13 protein-coding genes are annotated in these 17327 nt (G+C 41.9%); 6 read left to right on the forward strand and 7 right to left on the reverse strand.

Annotation, left to right across the window (positions count from 1 at the left end; translation table 11 throughout):
* The first annotated feature begins 41 nt into the window (after window positions 1-41).
* Window positions 42-1106, forward strand: coding sequence for a dual-specificity RNA methyltransferase RlmN (gene rlmN, locus M3O96_RS21205; RefSeq protein ID WP_249724826.1), 1065 nt, complete (start codon window positions 42-44; stop codon window positions 1104-1106).
* 193 nt (window positions 1107-1299) lie between these two features.
* Window positions 1300-3999, forward strand: coding sequence for a TonB-dependent receptor plug domain-containing protein (locus M3O96_RS21210; protein WP_249724726.1), 2700 nt, complete (start codon window positions 1300-1302; stop codon window positions 3997-3999).
* A 206-nt stretch (window positions 4000-4205) separates the two neighbouring features.
* Here M3O96_RS21210 and M3O96_RS21215 read toward each other — a convergent pair whose 3' ends face one another.
* From M3O96_RS21215 to M3O96_RS21230, 4 genes are read right to left on the reverse strand one after another with little or no spacing between them, the layout of a single operon-like run.
* Window positions 4206-5138 (reverse strand): rhomboid family intramembrane serine protease, encoded by a 933-nt coding sequence (locus tag M3O96_RS21215; protein WP_249724728.1) that lies wholly within the window; start codon window positions 5136-5138, stop codon window positions 4206-4208.
* A 7-nt stretch (window positions 5139-5145) separates the two neighbouring features.
* Window positions 5146-5937 carry a rhomboid family intramembrane serine protease gene (locus tag M3O96_RS21220; protein ID WP_249724731.1) on the reverse strand — a complete coding sequence of 264 codons (792 nt, stop codon included), beginning with the start codon at window positions 5935-5937 and terminating at the stop codon, window positions 5146-5148.
* Window positions 5938-5940: 3 nt separating this feature from the next.
* Window positions 5941-7812 carry a DNA mismatch repair endonuclease MutL gene (mutL, locus tag M3O96_RS21225; RefSeq protein ID WP_249724751.1) on the reverse strand — a complete coding sequence of 624 codons (1872 nt, stop codon included), beginning with the start codon at window positions 7810-7812 and terminating at the stop codon, window positions 5941-5943.
* Window positions 7809-8219: a hypothetical protein gene (locus tag M3O96_RS21230; protein WP_249724755.1), complete on the reverse strand. Its 411-nt coding sequence runs from the start codon at window positions 8217-8219 to the stop codon at window positions 7809-7811. Before M3O96_RS21230 ends, mutL begins: the two co-directional genes overlap by 4 nt.
* A gap of 163 nt (window positions 8220-8382) precedes the next feature.
* Between M3O96_RS21230 and M3O96_RS21235 the strand changes: the two genes are divergently transcribed.
* The 3 genes from M3O96_RS21235 (at window position 8383) to M3O96_RS21245 (ending at window position 13410) form a co-directional block, all read left to right on the forward strand.
* On the forward strand, window positions 8383-11358 hold the full coding sequence (locus M3O96_RS21235) for a serine hydrolase domain-containing protein (protein WP_249724757.1): 2976 nt from the start codon (window positions 8383-8385) through the stop codon (window positions 11356-11358).
* Between the two features lie 123 nt (window positions 11359-11481).
* Window positions 11482-12639 carry an N-acetyl-alpha-D-glucosaminyl L-malate synthase BshA gene (gene bshA, locus M3O96_RS21240; RefSeq protein WP_249724773.1) on the forward strand — a complete coding sequence of 386 codons (1158 nt, stop codon included), beginning with the start codon at window positions 11482-11484 and terminating at the stop codon, window positions 12637-12639.
* A 141-nt stretch (window positions 12640-12780) separates the two neighbouring features.
* Entirely contained in the window at window positions 12781-13410 is a 630-nt protein-coding gene (locus M3O96_RS21245; RefSeq protein WP_249724789.1) for a sterol desaturase family protein, read from the forward strand.
* Window positions 13411-13445: 35 nt separating this feature from the next.
* On the opposite strand, the gene M3O96_RS21250 is transcribed toward M3O96_RS21245, so the two are convergent.
* The gene (locus M3O96_RS21250; RefSeq protein ID WP_249724792.1) at window positions 13446-13913 is read right to left on the reverse strand and encodes a hypothetical protein; all 468 of its coding nucleotides are present in this window, start codon (window positions 13911-13913) and stop codon (window positions 13446-13448) included.
* Window positions 13914-13981: 68 nt separating this feature from the next.
* Between M3O96_RS21250 and M3O96_RS21255 the strand changes: the two genes are divergently transcribed.
* Window positions 13982-14800 (forward strand): NAD(P)-binding domain-containing protein, encoded by an 819-nt coding sequence (locus M3O96_RS21255; protein ID WP_249724807.1) that lies wholly within the window; start codon window positions 13982-13984, stop codon window positions 14798-14800.
* A 9-nt stretch (window positions 14801-14809) separates the two neighbouring features.
* Here the strand turns inward: M3O96_RS21255 and M3O96_RS21260 are convergent, their stop codons facing one another.
* Window positions 14810-16699 carry an ABC-F family ATP-binding cassette domain-containing protein gene (locus M3O96_RS21260; RefSeq protein WP_249724810.1) on the reverse strand — a complete coding sequence of 630 codons (1890 nt, stop codon included), beginning with the start codon at window positions 16697-16699 and terminating at the stop codon, window positions 14810-14812.
* A 129-nt stretch (window positions 16700-16828) separates the two neighbouring features.
* A partial coding sequence (locus M3O96_RS21265) for an ATPase (protein ID WP_502798927.1) occupies window positions 16829-17327 on the reverse strand: 499 nt, incomplete at its 5' end.

Consider the following 17327-nt stretch of genomic DNA (forward strand, 5'->3'; position numbering starts at 1 on the left):
TTTTTGAATTTTCCAATCTTTTTATCCCTTACCTTTGCAGCATGGAAAGTACGGCAAAGAAAGACATCAGAAAATTCACCTTGGAGCAGTTGGAGGAATTTTTTATCGACAAGGGTGAAAAGAAGTTCCGTGCCAAGCAGGTATATGAATGGCTTTGGAACAAGTCTCTGAAAAACTTTGATGACATGAGCAACATCTCCAAGGAAACCAGGGAAATGCTCAAAGCCAATTTTATCATTAACCATATCCACGTCGACCTGATGCAGCACTCAGCAGATGGCACGATCAAAAATGCAGTCAAGCTCTTTGATAGTAAGATTGTAGAATCTGTCCTGATTCCCACTTCCAAGCGGATTACAGCCTGTGTTTCCTCGCAGGTAGGTTGCAGCCTCGATTGTAACTTCTGCGCTACTGCCCGGCTGAAGCGCATGCGCAACCTCAACCCTGACGAGATCTACGATCAGGTAGTCGCCATCAAGGAAGAAGCAGAAACCTACTTCAACCGTCCCCTGACCAATATTGTCTTTATGGGTATGGGCGAACCGCTTCTCAATTATGCCAATGTCATCGAAGCCATCGACAAAATCACCTCACCCGAAGGCCTTGGTATGGCGGCGAGGAGGATTACCCTTTCGACAGTCGGCATTCCCAAAATGATCAAAAAAATGGCAGATGATGAAGTCAAATTCAACCTTGCCATTTCGCTACACTCCGCCATCAACGAGACCCGTAGCCGCCTGATGCCGATCAATGATGTGAATCCATTGGAGGACTTGGCAGAATCCCTGAAATATTGGTACCAAAAGACCAAGCGGAAAGTCACTTATGAATATGTGATTTGGGATGGCATCAATGACAATGAAGAACATGCCCGAGCCTTGGCCAAATTCTGCAAACTCATTCCCTCCAAAGTCAATATCATCCAATACAATCCTATCGATGAAGGGGAATTCCGTCAGGCATCCAAAGATGCCGTGGAAATGTATGTCAGGATCTTGGAAAACAATGGCATCGTAGCCAAAGTCCGCAAATCCCGTGGGCAGGACATCGATGCGGCCTGCGGTCAGTTGGCCAATAAAAACGAAGTTGCCCAATTGGAATCTTAAATTTTTTCCTTAAAACTGCTCTCTTCTGAAGGTGATCAAAAATTAATTTTAGTTAAATTTTTCTTGAAAATAGGGAATAAGGAAAATATTTTCCTAACATTGAAACTAAATTTCATTTTAAAATAACTTTGTCGTGATCCCGACGTAATGGATAATGACATTTGTTTTTTTTACCCCAAAACCCCAAATAATAATGAGTCGAGTTAAGTACATCCTTCCCTTTTTGATTATCCCTTTTTTATATTTTCTCTCTTCCTTCCAAAACCAGTCGAGCATCACAGAACTCACAGAGAAAATCCTCAGCATGTCTGAGAGTTATGTCAATGATTTTCCTGAAGAGAAGGTTTTTGTTCATTTGGACAAAAAAATCTATGCCGCCGGCGATATGATCTGGTTTTCGGCTTATGTTACTGCAGGAAGCCCTGACCTCCCATCTCCATTGAGCAAGACAGTGTATGTAGATTTGTTGGATAATGAGGGAAATTTGCTTCAGCAAAGAACTGTCAAAATCGAAGAGGGACATGGAAATGGGGATTTCAAACTCGATAACTTCACTAAGGAAGGTATCTACCACATCAAAGCTTATTCCTACTGGTCAAAAGGATTTGGCGCAGAATCCGTTTTTGAAACAAAAATTGAAATTTTTGAGCCCTACAACCTCCGCTTCCAGCCAACTGTCGTTTTTGAAAAAAAGGAAAATGGAAACGACATCTATTATCGAGCAAAAATCAATGCCGTCGACCGAAATCTCCAGCCTCTAAAAGGCGAAAAACTAACATATGGATTTGTAAGTGCCGGCAAACAGATCAAAGAAGGCTCAATCATATTGGATGACAATGGGGCTAATTCAATCGAGATTAACTTACCGCTTTCTGCTTTGGACCAAGTTACTCAATTGGTTCTAACATGGAATGAAAATGAAGAATACGGCATCGACAGAAAATTCATTTTACCTTTTCCATCAGGAAGTGTAGATATCCAGTTTTTGCCGGAAGGTGGAGATTTGATTTCCGGATTCAATAATAAAGTGGCTGTCAGGGCGGTTTATCCCGATGGTTCACCGGTGCAGCTTACAGGCAAAATCAATACCGGTGAGGAAGAAATCAATTTTTCCACCAATGAGTGGGGCTTGGGGGAATTTAGTTTTACTCCCAAAGAGGGCCAAAATTATGTGGGCAAGATCAGTGCAAATGAAGCAGTTTTTGAGATAAAGCTCCCTGCAGTAAAGGTTCAGGGAATAAACTTGGCAGTGGACAATTCCAAAGAAGCCCTTCTAAATATATTGGTTCAGGCCAATGATTTTAAATCTATTTCCCCGACCGGTGAAGGATTGCTTGTGGTACATGCACGGGGCAGGATCGGTCACATGCAAGTGATCAACCTGTCTAATGGTGTCACAGGTGCCAGGATCAATAAGGCTAATCTTGCGCCCGGCATCAATCAGGTGACTATTTTTGAACCAAACGGGAATGCTTTAGCAGAGCGTTTGGTCTATATTCCCACTCCGGAAAGAAAAATCAAGCTCGATGCATCACAGGTTGAAACAAAGCCGAGAGGTAAAAATTCATGGAAATTAACCTTGGATGGTGAGGGTTTTGAAAAGGGCTTCTATTCTGTTTCAATTACTGATGCAGATGAATTTTCCAATAATTTTTCATCCAATATCATTTCTTACCTCAAAATGGAGTCTGAGCTCCGAGGTCATATCCATTCCGCAAATCTGTTATTTGGAGAAATCCAGGACGAAGAGGCACTCGATCTGATCATGCTGACTCATGGATGGAGGCGGTTTACCTGGCAATCGGTCCTTACAGGTAAATTTGAAAACCCCAATTTTATCGAACAGGGAATCAATATCACAGGGACGATCAAGCCTAAAGCCAATACCAAAAAAGGTGTAACAGGAGGGATGATAAACGTTTTCAGCAAGGGTAAAGAGGACGATTTTCTGGCCATCCAATACAATGAGACAGGGAAATTCATCATAGACGACATGATTTTTTCTGACACTACACTGTTGACAATTTCCATCAATGACAAAAAGATGAAGGAATTTGTGGAGTTGGATTTGGATGCACCGATAGCCAAATATGAAAAATGGATAGGGTTCAAGCCTTTGGCCAAGGGTTTTGAAGTCAATCCTGTATTGCGGGATTATCTTGTGAATGCTGAGAAAAGGAGACAAGCCTCGGCAGCGTTTGATGAGATGGACTTGGTGGAGATTGATGAGTTTGTGGTCCAATCCCAAAAATATGTACCCGCAACAGAGGAAGTCACCCGGGTGTATGGGAAAGGCGACATGACTTTGGTTCCTTCTGAGATCGGTGGTTTTGAAGGGTATTTTGATATCTGGCAACTGCTTCAGGGAAGATTTCCTGGGGTAAACATCAAGCCAAATCCCATGGGTTCTCCCTCTATTACCATCAGGGGTGCCGGTTCATTGAATGCGTTATCTCCCATTTTCTTGTTGGATAATGTCCCTGTTGATGCTCAATTTCTGAGTGCTATTTCCCCTAGGGACATGGCAGCCATTGATGTTTTCAAAGATGGGGCAAGTTTGGCAATGTTCGGTTCGGCAGGTGCCGGAGGCGTGATCGCTATTTATACCAAGCGAGGAAATGGAATTGTGGACACAGGAGATGGGATATTCAATATCAGATTTCCTGGATATTCTACCGCCAAAGAATTTTACCTTCCAAAATATGATACCGAAACTATCGCAAAACCTGATTTCCGCTCAACGCTTTATTGGAATCCTAAACTAAAATTGGTGGGAAATACGGCCAACATTGAATTTTTCAACAGTGACCTAGTACAAAGGTACACGGTCGTCATCCAAGGGATGGATCAATTTGGGAGGTTATCCTATTTGGAAATGGAGATTGGGTCATAGGATTTTTATTTCTCGCAAAGACGCAAAACCGCAAAGAAAAAAAAAGACAAATCAATCGCCTCCAGAAATGGGGGCTTTTTGCTTTTAATAACCCTTTCCAAATTTTCACTCAGTAGGCTAGGACTGTACACTGATCACCTTAAAACTGATCACTGTAAACTGACCACTGAAAACTGCTCACTGAAAAAACTGCTCACTGAAAAAACTCACTTCTTACTGAATTCAAAAAGTTTTCTTTTCTCTTCTTTGCTCAGACCGTCATAACCTTTTGCTGCTATTTTATCCAAAATGAGGTCAATTTCATCCTGGGTAATTACCTCAGGTTTGACAGCAATCGAGTTTTTACTTGATTTGGTCTGGGCAAAATCCCCTACTGAAGAATATGTTTTTGTTCTCCGATAAGAGACTTTTACAGGGGATTTTCGGGTGAAGAGATTGGTGATAAAATTCCCGATTGCCTGAATCCACGAGCCTATGTCTCTCCCCTTTTGGAGTTGATAGACATACAGGAAGCCCAAAGCCGCACCTCCCAAATGTGCCAATTCTCCTCCTGCATTGCTTCCTGTTGAATTTACAAACGCGATCAGTACATAGAATATGGCGATGTATTTGATTTTGACCGGTCCTAACAAGAGTAGGAAGAAAGTGGTATTGGGCGCCAAAGTGGCCGCAGCGACGACAACTGCATATACGCCGGCACTCGCTCCAAGCATTCGTGCGCTCCTCAAAGATTCTGCGAAATAAGGAGAAATATTGTACATCACCAGGTAAAGCACCCCGCCAGCCAATCCACCTAAAATGTAGATATTGGCCAACTTTTTACTTCCAAGGTATTCATTGAGCAGCAGGCCAAACCAATACAAAAACAACAAATTGAAAAGAATATGAAAGATACCTTCATGAAAAAACATGTATGTCAATACCGACCAGGGCTGAATGATCAGCTGAGGAATATCAGCAGGCATCATTAGCCCGGCCCTGAAACTTTCATAGATGCCACCCGCACCTGAAAAAGTAAGGATTACCCTGGCAAAAACCATTACAAAAAACACCAGTATGTTGATCGCCATGATTTTGTACAGGCTGTTGTTTTGCAGCTTGAAAGCGTTTTTGAGGTTATACCAGAATCCTTCGTACATAGTTCTTTCAATAAAAGTCTTTTCTGCTTTTTTTCCAATAATAAACCAATGCTGCTCCCACTATCAAACCGGCAAGGTGTGCAAAGTGAGCCACATTGTCTAGCGGATTGTTATTTACAACGTTGTAAATGGTGTAAAGGCCGTAAAACAGAACCAGATATTTGGCTTTGACCGGCATAGGGGGAAACAATAAAAAGAGCTGGGTGTTTGGAAACAGCATGGCAAATGCAATCAATACTCCAAACAAAGCTCCCGAGGCGCCTACCATCGGGATATTGGCCTGAATGTCGCGGACAGCAGTCAGGTTTTCTTTGGCCCTCTGAATTAATGCCTGATCGGTAGGATTGCGACTGTAGGCATCCACAAAATCAAACACTCCCGCTTTGAATAAGTGTCTGTTTTCTATCACAAATTGATTGAACTGATCAGGACTAGGCTCATCATAAAATGCGGTGATTTTATTGTCAAGCTTGTTCATCTGATAAGCTGTATATCCGGAGTATAATAATCCTGAACCCACACCACAGACCATCCAGAGAATCAAAATCTTTTTTGGTCCCAAAAACTCCTCCAACAACGGACCGAAAATGAACAAGCCAAACATATTGCTAAACAGATGCCATCCATCTGCGTGCATAAACATGTATGTCAAAAATTGGGTAGGAATGAATCGGTTGCTGTTTATATAGTACAAAGCAAGCATTCCTTTCAATTGTGGCATCAAAAACGCGGTGACCACATAGACAGCTACCGTGATTATCAATAAATTTTTTACTACCGGGGTAAGATTTCTAAACATACACTATCTGGTAAAGAAGCCATGAATTTGTTGTAAATCGATTTTGACAAATGTTTTATTCCCCGCAAGGCCATAATTTGGATTTTGACATGCAAATAACTGACCAACGATAATTTCCATCTCGGACATATCCAGTTTGCTGCCACGTTTGATAGCTGATCTCCGGGCTAGGGACCTGGCAAGGTTTTCTCTTTTGTCCAAAGAAAGCTCTGATTTAAAATGTTTGAACTGCTCAAGCAATCCTTCGAAAAGCGCCTTTTCATTGTTGACCTGAATGTCTGCAGGAACCCCCTGTATCAAAACCGTGTCTTTTCCGAATTCAACGATGACAAAACCAAGACTCATCAACTCTTCCCTGATATCCATCACCAAAGCAAAATCAGCTTGGCTCAATTGGATATGGGGAGGAAACAAACACTGCTGAGATGCGCCGGCAGCCTGATGGAGTTGCTTGCGGTATCTTTCGTATAAGATCCGCTCATGTGCCGACTGCTGGTCAATGATCATCAGGCCGGTGGACATTTGAGCTACAATATAATTGTTTTCAACTTGAAATGTGGCTCCTGTGGCATTGCCCTCGGGAAATTGGATGGCATCTTCGTTGGCTTTGGAAGAGATAGTCAGGATTTCCTCTTCGTCAAAATTTCTGATTTCCTTTCCCCTCGAAATTTCCGTGGTATTTCCCACACCTTCAAAAAGTCTTTCCCAACCTGACACTGATTGCTTTTGGAATGCCGGGCTTTGGAATGTTTTATATTTATTCTCTATTCCCTGATTGTCAGGTTTGATGGTATTTTCAATGTGGACAGCTTCTGTCTGTTCGCGGTTTGATTTCCAGTTTTCGGTAAAATTCACATCGAAGCTGAAATCCAACGCCGGCACCACGTTGTGGGCACCAAGCGACTGTTTGACCGCCGATCTTACCACGGCATAGACGGTCCTTTCATCGTCAAACTTGATTTCCGTTTTGGTAGGATGGACATTGATGTCGATATGGCTTGGATCAATTTCCAAAAACAGTACGTAAAACGGCTGCATGTCGCCTGACATCAATCCTTCAAAAGCATTGCTGACTGCGTGGTTGAGGTAGTTGTTTTTGATATACCTGTTGTTGACAAAGAAATACTGTTCACCACGGGTTTTTTTGGCCGCTTCAGGCTTACCGATATATCCACGGACATTCAAATGCGGAGTTTCTTCCAGACAGGCCACCAATTGTCCTTGATAGGATTTTCCAAAAATCCCCAGAATCCTGTGACTGAGTTTTCCGGGCAAAAGCCTGAAAAGTTCTAGGTCGTTTTGGATGAAAGTAAATCCGATTTCAGGATAGGAGAGTGCGACCCGTTGAAATTCTTCTACCATGTGACGCATCTCCACAGGGTTGGATTTCAGGAAATTTCTCCTCGCAGGTACATTGAAAAAAAGGTTTCGTACAGATATTGAGGTTCCCTCGGGACATGAAACAAGCTCTTGCTTCTTTACCTCCGAGCCTTCCATCACAATTATGGTCCCCAATTCCTCACCGGTCTGCCGGGTTTTCATCTCCACTTGAGCCACTGCACCGATAGAGGCCAAAGCTTCACCCCTGAACCCGAAAGTTCGGATTGAAAATAAATCTTCTGTATTTCTGATTTTGGATGTTGCATGACGCTCAAAGCTCATCCTTGCATCGGTCATGGACATTCCTTTTCCATTGTCAATAACCTGAATGAGTGTTTTTCCAGCTTCCTTGACGATAACCTGAATATGGGTGGCTTTGGCATCGACTGCATTTTCAAGAAGCTCTTTCAGAGCAGAAGCCGGACGCTGTACAACCTCTCCTGCCGCAATTTGATTGGCAATCGCATCAGGGAGGAGATGAATGATATCACTCATTGCTTAAGTTTTCCCTTAAGCTTGACGATCAGGGAAACCAACAAAATGCCTGCAGCAAAATACAGCATGTAATACACGGCATCAGGCCCAAGGTACACGTATCCAAAAACGAGCATCATTAACACCAAAAAAATCAATAATCTCAAAAATCCCGTACTTGAAAGTGGGGATGAAGATTTTCCTTTGATAGGACTTCCCTGCGTAAATGCCCCACGGATTGCCGAGCCGCGAAAAGAGTCGTTTAAAGGGTCATAGCCTTCCTCATAGGGGAGTTTCCCCTCCAACTGAAGCTCTTTTTTAATCCTTGCAGTCCTTTGTTCGATTTCCTCTTTGACAGGATCATAGAACCTAGGTTTGATATCAAACCGCATGGGTTGGGCTGTTCTGAATAAAGAAGGTAATTTCATAAGGCGGTTAAATTCAATTTAATAATCATTCAAATTATAAAACATCACCCAATTATCACATATAGATACTTTGGGCTCCTTTTTTTCGTATATGTTTGTACAAATTGATGTATATTGATACAAAGTTATTTTAAAATTCAAGCAATAAAAATTTAACAATAGCATGCGGATAAAAGTTTGGGGTGTTCTCCTTGGGTTGGTTGTTATATTTCAGTCAGATGTGTTGATGGGTTGGGAGAGATCCGCTTTGGATTCAAAATTAGACGAAAAGGATCCATTAATGTCTGAAAACCTAGGTAGACAGATGGAATGGGTGGACAGTATTTTTGACACAAACAGCTTTGAACAGAGGTTGGGACAGCTTTTTATGGTAGCGGCTTATTCCAATAAAGATGAAAAGCATACGGCTGAAATTACCAAACTTGTCAGGGAGCAAAATATTGGTGGCCTTATATTTTTTCAGGGTGGACCGGTGAGACAGGCCAACTTGACCAATTACTACCAATCCATTTCCAAAATGCCCCTGTTCATTGCCATGGATGCAGAGTGGGGGGTCAATATGCGGTTGGATTCCATTATCGGTTTTCCAAAAGCCATGACCTTGGGTGCGCTTCCGGATGAAGATTTGATCTATGAAATGGGCAAAGAAATCGCCTTCCAGTTCAAAGAGCTAGGTATGCACATCAATTTTGCTCCGGTGGTCGATGTGAATTCTAACCCAAACAATCCAGTCATTGGCTATCGTGCTTTCGGTGAGGAGAAACACCTCGTCACCCGCAAATCCCTAGCTTACATGAAAGGTCTGCAGGATAACGGTGTCATGGCCAATGCCAAGCATTTTCCCGGACATGGGGATACCGAGACTGATTCGCATTATACTTTGCCTGTCATCAAACATACTGAAACGAGAATTAAGGATATTGACCTTTATCCATACAGAGAATTGATTGAAAATGACCTGATGAGTGTCATGGTGGCTCACCTCCATGTGCCGAGTATGGACAGTGAAACCGACAAAGCAACTACCCTTTCTAAATATGTCGTTACTGATTTGTTGAAAAAACAGATGAATTTCAAAGGATTGGTATTTACTGATGCTTTGAATATGAAAGGAGTATCAAAATACCTGAAACCCGGAGAAGTTGATTTACATGCACTTTTGGCAGGAAATGATGTGTTGTTATACTCTTTGGATGTCCCTAAGGCCAAGGCCATGATTCTCCAGGCGGTGGCAGACGGAAAAATCAGTCAAGAGGAAGTGGATGATAAAATCAGAAGAATTCTCAAAGCCAAGTTTTGGGCCGGATTAGACCATAGAAGACCAATTGAAACCTACAAACTTGCCGAAAGGATCAATAGACCTGAGGCAGCTTTGTTGGTAGAGAAACTTTACGAAAGGGCCATCACTGTGACTTCAAACAAAGACAACCTAATACCGCTCCGCAATCTGGATATACAACGATTTGCTTCCCTTACTATAGGGGGATCAGGAACAACCTTTCAGAAGAAACTGGACAAGTATGCTAGGTTTGATCATTTTGCAGTGAGCAATGGATCAGATGAAGCAAGCCTAAAAGATTTGGCTTCAAAACTGAAAGATTATCAAACCATCATAGTCGGAATGACAGGAATCACAAACTCCCCAAAAAGGAATTTTGGGGTGAGCATGAGTGATTTTGATTTCATCAAGAATTTAAGTAAAGACAAAAACCTGATTCTGGTTGTTTTTGGAAGTGCCTATTCTATCAAGTCCTTACCTGAAATGCCACATAACATTGTGGCATTTGAGAATAATTCTATTACCCAAAACTTGGTCCCTGAAATCATTTTTGGAGCTAGAGATGCCCATGGTCTGCTACCCGTAACGGCAAACCTGACTCTAAGACAGGGGACAGGAGGATACCTTGAAGGATTGGGAAGGCTCGCCTACAGTATTCCCGAAAGCCAGGGATTGGACAGTAGAAAATTAGGAAAAATTGATTCTATTATGGCTCGAAGCATCGACAGAAAAGCCATTCCCGGGGGTGTAATATTGGTAGCAAAAAATGGTCAGGTAATATTTGAAAAAGCATACGGCCACTATGATTACAAAAAAACAAGACCTGTCACTACCGAGACGATATACGACCTGGCCTCGATCACAAAAGTATTGGCTACAACCCAAGCTGTGATGTTCCTCGAAAGCCGTGGGGTGATCGATATGAACAAGCCCATAGGCAATTATTTGCCGGAACTTGAAAACACCAACAAAGAGGATTTGATATTGAGGGATATCCTTGCCCATGAGGCAGGTCTCGTAGCTTTTTTGCCACATTACGCCAAAACAGTGGAAGCGAGTCAATGGAAATCCCAGTATTACAGGTCGGTGGCGGAGCCGGGTTATTCCCTCCCGGTATCAAATGACATGTTTGCATTGAATTCCCTTCGTGACAGCATTTGGACCTGGACAATCAAATCCGAACTTAGAAAGCATGAAGGCAATAAAAGGAAATATGGATATGTTTATTCAGACTTGACTATGTATCTCATGCAGGAATTGGTGGAGGAGATGACCCAACAGCCCTTAGATGAATTTTTGGAGCAAAATCTATATGGCCCGCTTGGGCTTTATTCCATGACATTCAATCCTGCAAGAAAATATCCTTTAGACCTTATCGCTCCTACAGAGGATGATATAACCTTCAGAAAAAGACAAGTCCAGGGATATGTGCACGATCCGGGAGCTGCCATGTATGGGGGAGTGGCGGGTCATGCAGGACTTTTTGGAAAAGCAAACGACCTCGCTGTCCTGATGCAGCTGATGCTGAATGGAGGAAAATACGCCGATGTAGAATTTATCGATGAGAAAACTGTTCAAGAATTCACAAAAAGACAATCAATCCAAAGCAGGAGAGGATGGGGATGGGACAAGCCCGAGCCTGCTATCGGAAAAGGGGGAAGTGCAGGAAACAACGCTCCCAAAAGCACCTTTGGGCATACCGGATTTACCGGAACCTGTGTGTGGGCAGATCCTGATAATGACTTGATATATGTTTTCCTTTCCAACAGGGTCCATCCAAATGCTGAAAATAACCTCTTGCTTAAAGATGGTGTCCGTCAGGAAATCCATGACATCATTTACCAAGCCATGAAAAAATAATGGGAATGAGATTTTTGGATAGCCAAGAGTCTGAAATCATAAAATTATTAAATCAGTATAATTGAACATTTTTATACCAAAAACGTGTTTAATTTTTTGTTATAAACTTTCATCTAAGCCAACATGAAAATAGGAATCGTTTGTTATCCTACTTTTGGAGGTAGTGGAGTGGTAGCCACAGAGTTAGGAAAAGCCCTAGCCAAAGAAGGCCATCAAGTCCACTTCATCACTTACCGACAGCCGACTAGGCTTGACTTTTTCAATCAGAACCTTTTCTATCATGAGGTGGATATCAAAAGCTATCCATTGTTTGAACATGCTCCTTATGAACTTGCGCTTGCAAGTAAGATGGTGAATGTGGTGAGCTTTGAAAAACTAGACCTCCTTCATGTCCATTATGCGATTCCGCATGCATCTGCGGCATATATGGCCAAGCAGATTCTCAAAGAACAGGGGATTTACATTCCTGTGGTCACCACGCTTCACGGAACAGACATCACCTTGGTAGGCAAAGACCCAAGTTATGAGCCTGTCGTCACCTTCAGTATCAACGAATCTGATGCGGTTACGGCAGTTTCGGAAGACTTGAGAAAAGCTACTTACGAGCATTTTGCTATTAGGAAGAATATTGTCGTCATCCCCAACTTCATTGATTTGGAGCGGTTCAAGAGACAGAAAAAGGAGCATTTCAAATTGGCAATCTGCCCAAATGGCGAGAAACTCTTGGTACATACTTCCAACTTCAGGAAAGTCAAAAGGGTAGAAGATGTGATTCATGTCTTTTATGAATTGAGAAAAAAAATCCCCGCAAAACTGTTGCTCGTAGGAGACGGTCCTGAAAGGGATAAGATGGAAAGACTCTGCAGAGAATTGGGTACCTGTGATGATATCAGGTTTCTTGGCAAAATGGATGCAGTGGAGGAAGTACTTTCTGTGGCGGATCTTTTTGTCATGCCTTCCGAAAAGGAAAGCTTTGGATTGGCGGCTTTGGAAGCCATGGCATGCGAAGTTCCTGTCTTGAGTTCTGATGCAGGCGGAATACCTGAATTAAACATCGATGGGGTAACGGGATTTACCTGTAAAATTGGAGATGTTAAAACCATGACAGAAAAAGCCCTTGAAATTCTTGACGATAAAAATCTCGAAGGCTTCAAAAAAAGGGCACTTGCCAGAGCCAAGGAATTTGATGTGACTAAAATATTACCCTTGTATGAGCAGGTATATATTCAGACTTTGGAAGAAACAAAGTCATTGAGCCTAAAATATGATTTAAATCATTAGGGAATTTTTTTATCACTAATTAAAAATTTTGTATTTTAAATGTAAATTTGTGAATTAAGGTAGTTGTTTTTCGTAACCATTTACCTTTCTCATTAATTGTGAATCTCAAATAATTTAACTATGCCAACTAGTACGAGTACAATGAAAAAAATCGGACGGTTGGACAGGCCCGATAATACGGGATCTGCCCATATGTTTGAAAATCCACTTCTTGAAAAACTTTCAAGGACCCACATTTTGGTTCCAATTACGATGTTTTTTTTGGTTTCGGCGATTTGCCTTTATTCAGCAGTGACCATTACCAATATCAAGTTTGGGATTGGGATTTTGGTTTTACTTTCGGGAATTTTCGCATTTACCTTTGTGGAATACATGATGCACAAGCATTTTTTCCATATGGAACCGGATACTCCTGTCAAGGATAAGCTTCAATATAGTGTCCACGGTGTCCACCATGATTATCCAAAGGACAAAGACAGGTTGGCCATGCCTCCATTAATCAGTCTAGCCTATGTGTTGATTTTCTATGCTGTTTTCCATTTGATTATGGGGGATTATACACTTTACTTCTTGCCGGGTTTTCTGTTTGGCTATTCTGCCTATTTGGGAGTCCACTATACCGTGCATGCCTTCCAGCCGCCAAAGAATTTTCTTAAGATCCTTTGGGTGAATCACGCAGTCCACCATTACAAAGATCCTGACGTCGCCTTTGGGGTAAGTTCCCCGCTTTGGGATTATATCCTCGGGACCATGCCTAAAAAAGAAAAATAACTTCAAATCCCTCTTTCTGCCTGAAGGAGGGATTTTTATTTTGCCTTGTTTTTTCCTGAAAACCTGCTGTAAAATCCTTTTTTGAATTCCTTATAGGAAACAGAATCCTGTATACTTTTAAAAAAATCCATGGGATCGCTCAACCTCGTGTATTTGATGGATTCTAAACTGTCTGTCAGCGTAAAGGTATCTTCGGTGTCATCCAACACCTGCCAAACTCTTTCCATTCCTGCTTCGTTGCTTACTACAAGCAGATTGCCGTCAATCGTATAATCATATCCCATCGGACCAATATTTTGGTGGTGGAGTACGATCAGGGAATCATTGACATACAACTCGTAATAGGTAGAATCTTCCTCATAGCCATACCAATTTCCGAGCATTGGATTTTTGTTTTTATTGAAATTGCAGGAAGCAAAGATGAAAACAGACAACATTCCAAGTGCCAATACATTCGGTCGGCAAATAGAAATTTTAAAAAGAAGCTTTGGTCTGATTTCCATTTTGGATTAGCGTTATATTTGTCAGCCTCTCAAATTACCAATTATTTGAAAATTTACCACAGTTTTTTATGACTTCAATAGCTATCATCGGTTTGGGTTGGTTAGGAGAGCCTTTGGCCTTACACCTTTTGGAAAAAGGATACCCTGTCAAAGGAAGCACTACTACCCAAGAGAAATTGTCCCGATTGCAATCTATAGGTATTGACACCGGCTTGTTAAAATTCAATCCACATCCTGAAGGATCGGGATTCAGCGCGCTTTTTGACACTGATGTGCTTTTTGTCAACATCCCACCTAGGTCAAAGTCCGTACCTGAAGGTTTCTATGTGGAGCAAATCAAATTTGTCAAAGCATTGGCAGTACAGTCCAAAGTAAAGAAAATCATTTTCGTCAGTTCTACTTCAGTGTATCCGGATTTGAATCAGAAGGTGGATGAATCATTTCCTCTTACAATTGAAAATTCAGGAAATCCTGGAATTTTGCGGGCAGAACAAATTCTTTTATCCGAAAAAAGCTATGACCTGACGATCATCAGGTTTGGCGGTCTATTGGGAGTGGACAGAATTCCGGGAAGGTATTTTTCGGGAAAGGCAAACGTAACAGGAGACAGCCCCGTCAATTATATCCATCAGGATGATGCTGTCAGGCTAGCTGCTTGGATCATTGAAAACAACCTTTGGAATGAGACTTTCAACGGTGTGGCCCCTTTGCATCCACTTCGAAGGGATCTATATCAAAAGAATTCAATGGAATTGGGTTTTGCACCACCGATGAGCTATGCCGCTGACGGCGAGTCAATGTGGAAAGAAATTTCGGGAGACAAAATCTTAGAAACCGGATTCAAGTTTCAGATTCCAGATCCTTTGGATTTTTGGTATCAAGCATAAAAAAAGGGATCAATCGATCCCTTCCAATTCGCTCAATTCAAGCCATCTCATTTCAAGATCTTCCAGGTCTTTTTCGATTTTTTGGATTTGTTTTGCCCAATCGATCATCAGCTGATGGTCTTCGGATCCAATATTGATTTTGCCCACAAATCCATCTTTCTCTTTGGCGAGTGATTGGATTTTGGTATTGATTTCTTCGTATTCTTTTTTCTCTTTGAAACTTGCTTTCGCCTTACCGGGATCGGAATTTGTCTTTTCAGCTTTTGGGGCTGTGGTGGTTTTCTCTTCCTTTTTAGTGGTTTTCTCCTCTTTTTCCCACTCTCTGAATTCAGTGTAATTTCCTGGAAAGTCTTTGATAATTCCTTCTCCCTCGAAAACAAACAAATGCTCCACTAACCTGTCCATAAAGTACCTATCGTGCGACACTATGATCAGACAGCCCGGGAAATTGTCCAAAAACTCTTCTAAAGTATTCAAGGTCACAATGTCCAAATCATTGGTCGGTTCATCGAGAATCAGAAAGTTGGGGCTCTTGATCAAGATCATCAGCAGTTGCAGTCTCCTTCGCTCCCCACCGCTCAACTTGGCAATAGGCGTATGCTGTTGTTTGGGCGGGAAACCAAATTTGGTCAGAAACTGGGAAACAGAGATCGTCGCTCCACCGGCCACAGTCACTACTTCTGCCACTTCCTTCACAATATCAAGCAGTCTTTTTTCTTCATCAAAACTGTCTTCTTCCTGTCTGTAATAGCCGATTGCAGTTGTCTGCCCGATACTGATTTTACCATTATCAGGAGCCATAGCACCGGTGATCATATTCAAGAATGTCGTCTTTCCCGCACCGTTTGGTCCGACAATTCCGATTTTATCACCTTTCTTGAAGGTATAGCTGAAGTCTTTGAGGATCTTTTTGTCGTCAAACGATTTGTTCAGCTTCTCTATTTCGATGATTTTGTTGCCTAGTCTCTGTGAGGTGACTTTGAGTTCGATCTCGCGTTCATCTTTTTTCATAAAGGCCTTCTCCTTAGTTTCTTCAAAGGCATCAACCCTGTATTTGGCCTTGGTACTTCGGGCTTTTGGCTGCCTTCTGATCCAATCCAATTCCTTTTTGTAAAGACTCTTTGCCTTCTCCTGTTCGGTAGCTTCTATCTCTCTTCTTTCTTCTTTCTTTTCGAGGAAATAGCCATAATTCCCCATATATCGGTGGATGCTGCCATTGTCAAGTTCCAGGATTTGGTTGGTTACTTTTTCGAGAAAATACCTATCGTGCGTCACCATAAACAGCGCGAGGTTGGCTTTGGAAAGGTAATCTTCCAGCCACTCAATTGTCTCCAAGTCAAGGTGGTTGGTAGGTTCGTCCAGGAGCAAAAGATCTGGTTTTTCCAAAATGGCTTTAGCCAGGGCGACCCGCTTCCGCTGACCGCCACTCAGGTTGCTGACTGCCATCTCGGTATCGTGGAGACCCAATTTACCGAGGACTTCATTGATTTGGTATTCAAAATCCCAAGCCTGCAGGGTATCCATTTTTTCAAAAATCTTCTGCATCTCATCTCCGTTGTCTTTGCCATGTTCGGCGTCCAACATGGCTTTGTGGTATTGCTCAATCACTTGGAGTGTTTCGTTTGTGCTTCCGTCAAATATGGTCTGGAAGACACTCAGGTTTCCGGTAAAGACGGGATTCTGATGGACGTAGGCCACTTTCACTTGTTGGTTGATTGCAACACCACCGGTGTCGGCAACTTCCTGACCCATGATGATTTTCATCAAAGTGGACTTTCCTGCCCCGTTGATGCCGACTAGGGCGATCTTTTGGCCTTGGTCTATGCCGAAGGAAATGTTCTGAAAAAGTTTGCGCTCGCCAAATGACTTGCTTAGGTTTTCTACTGATAGGTAATTCATGGCGCAAAGATAGGAGGAAAAGGGTTTTAAAGTTGGTAGGTTAAAAAGTTTTAAGGAGGTTTAGATTGGAGGATTGGAAGATTGTAAAATTGAAAAATTTTCAGATAGGTCATTTGGAATAAACTGAGATTACTGAATCTTAGCTGAATAATATTTCTTGAACCAGTTTGGGATGTTGCTTTCATCAAGATTATCCCATTCTTTTTCGCCCTTGGCATTCAGTTTAAAATGGGCAAAAAGTGTTTGTTTTTTGCCTTCAGTAGAATTGTCAAAAAAGTAACATTGATAGCAATGTTGGGCTGCTTCATAGAGCAAATCCATTGATCTGTAGTATCTTGAAATAATTTTGTCTTCGGGAACATCATGACCATCATGGGGAACCCTGACCTTTTTTACCCGAAATACATTGATATCAGGGTGTTCGGTGGAAACAAAGTAGAGGTACACCTTGTATCCTTCATCTTTAGCCTTTCTAATAATATCCACTTTTCCCTTGTGCGGAAAGACAGTTTCAAATGAGAATTTCTTTCCCAATGCTAAAAGTTTTTTCCTAAGATAGTCTGCTAATATCTGAGCAATCCTTTCAATTGCGTTGTCATCTTTGTCTTCAGATACCTTATTAATTTGC

This window comes from Aquiflexum sp. TKW24L, from assembly GCF_023502205.1.
Taxonomy (GTDB): domain Bacteria; phylum Bacteroidota; class Bacteroidia; order Cytophagales; family Cyclobacteriaceae; genus Cognataquiflexum.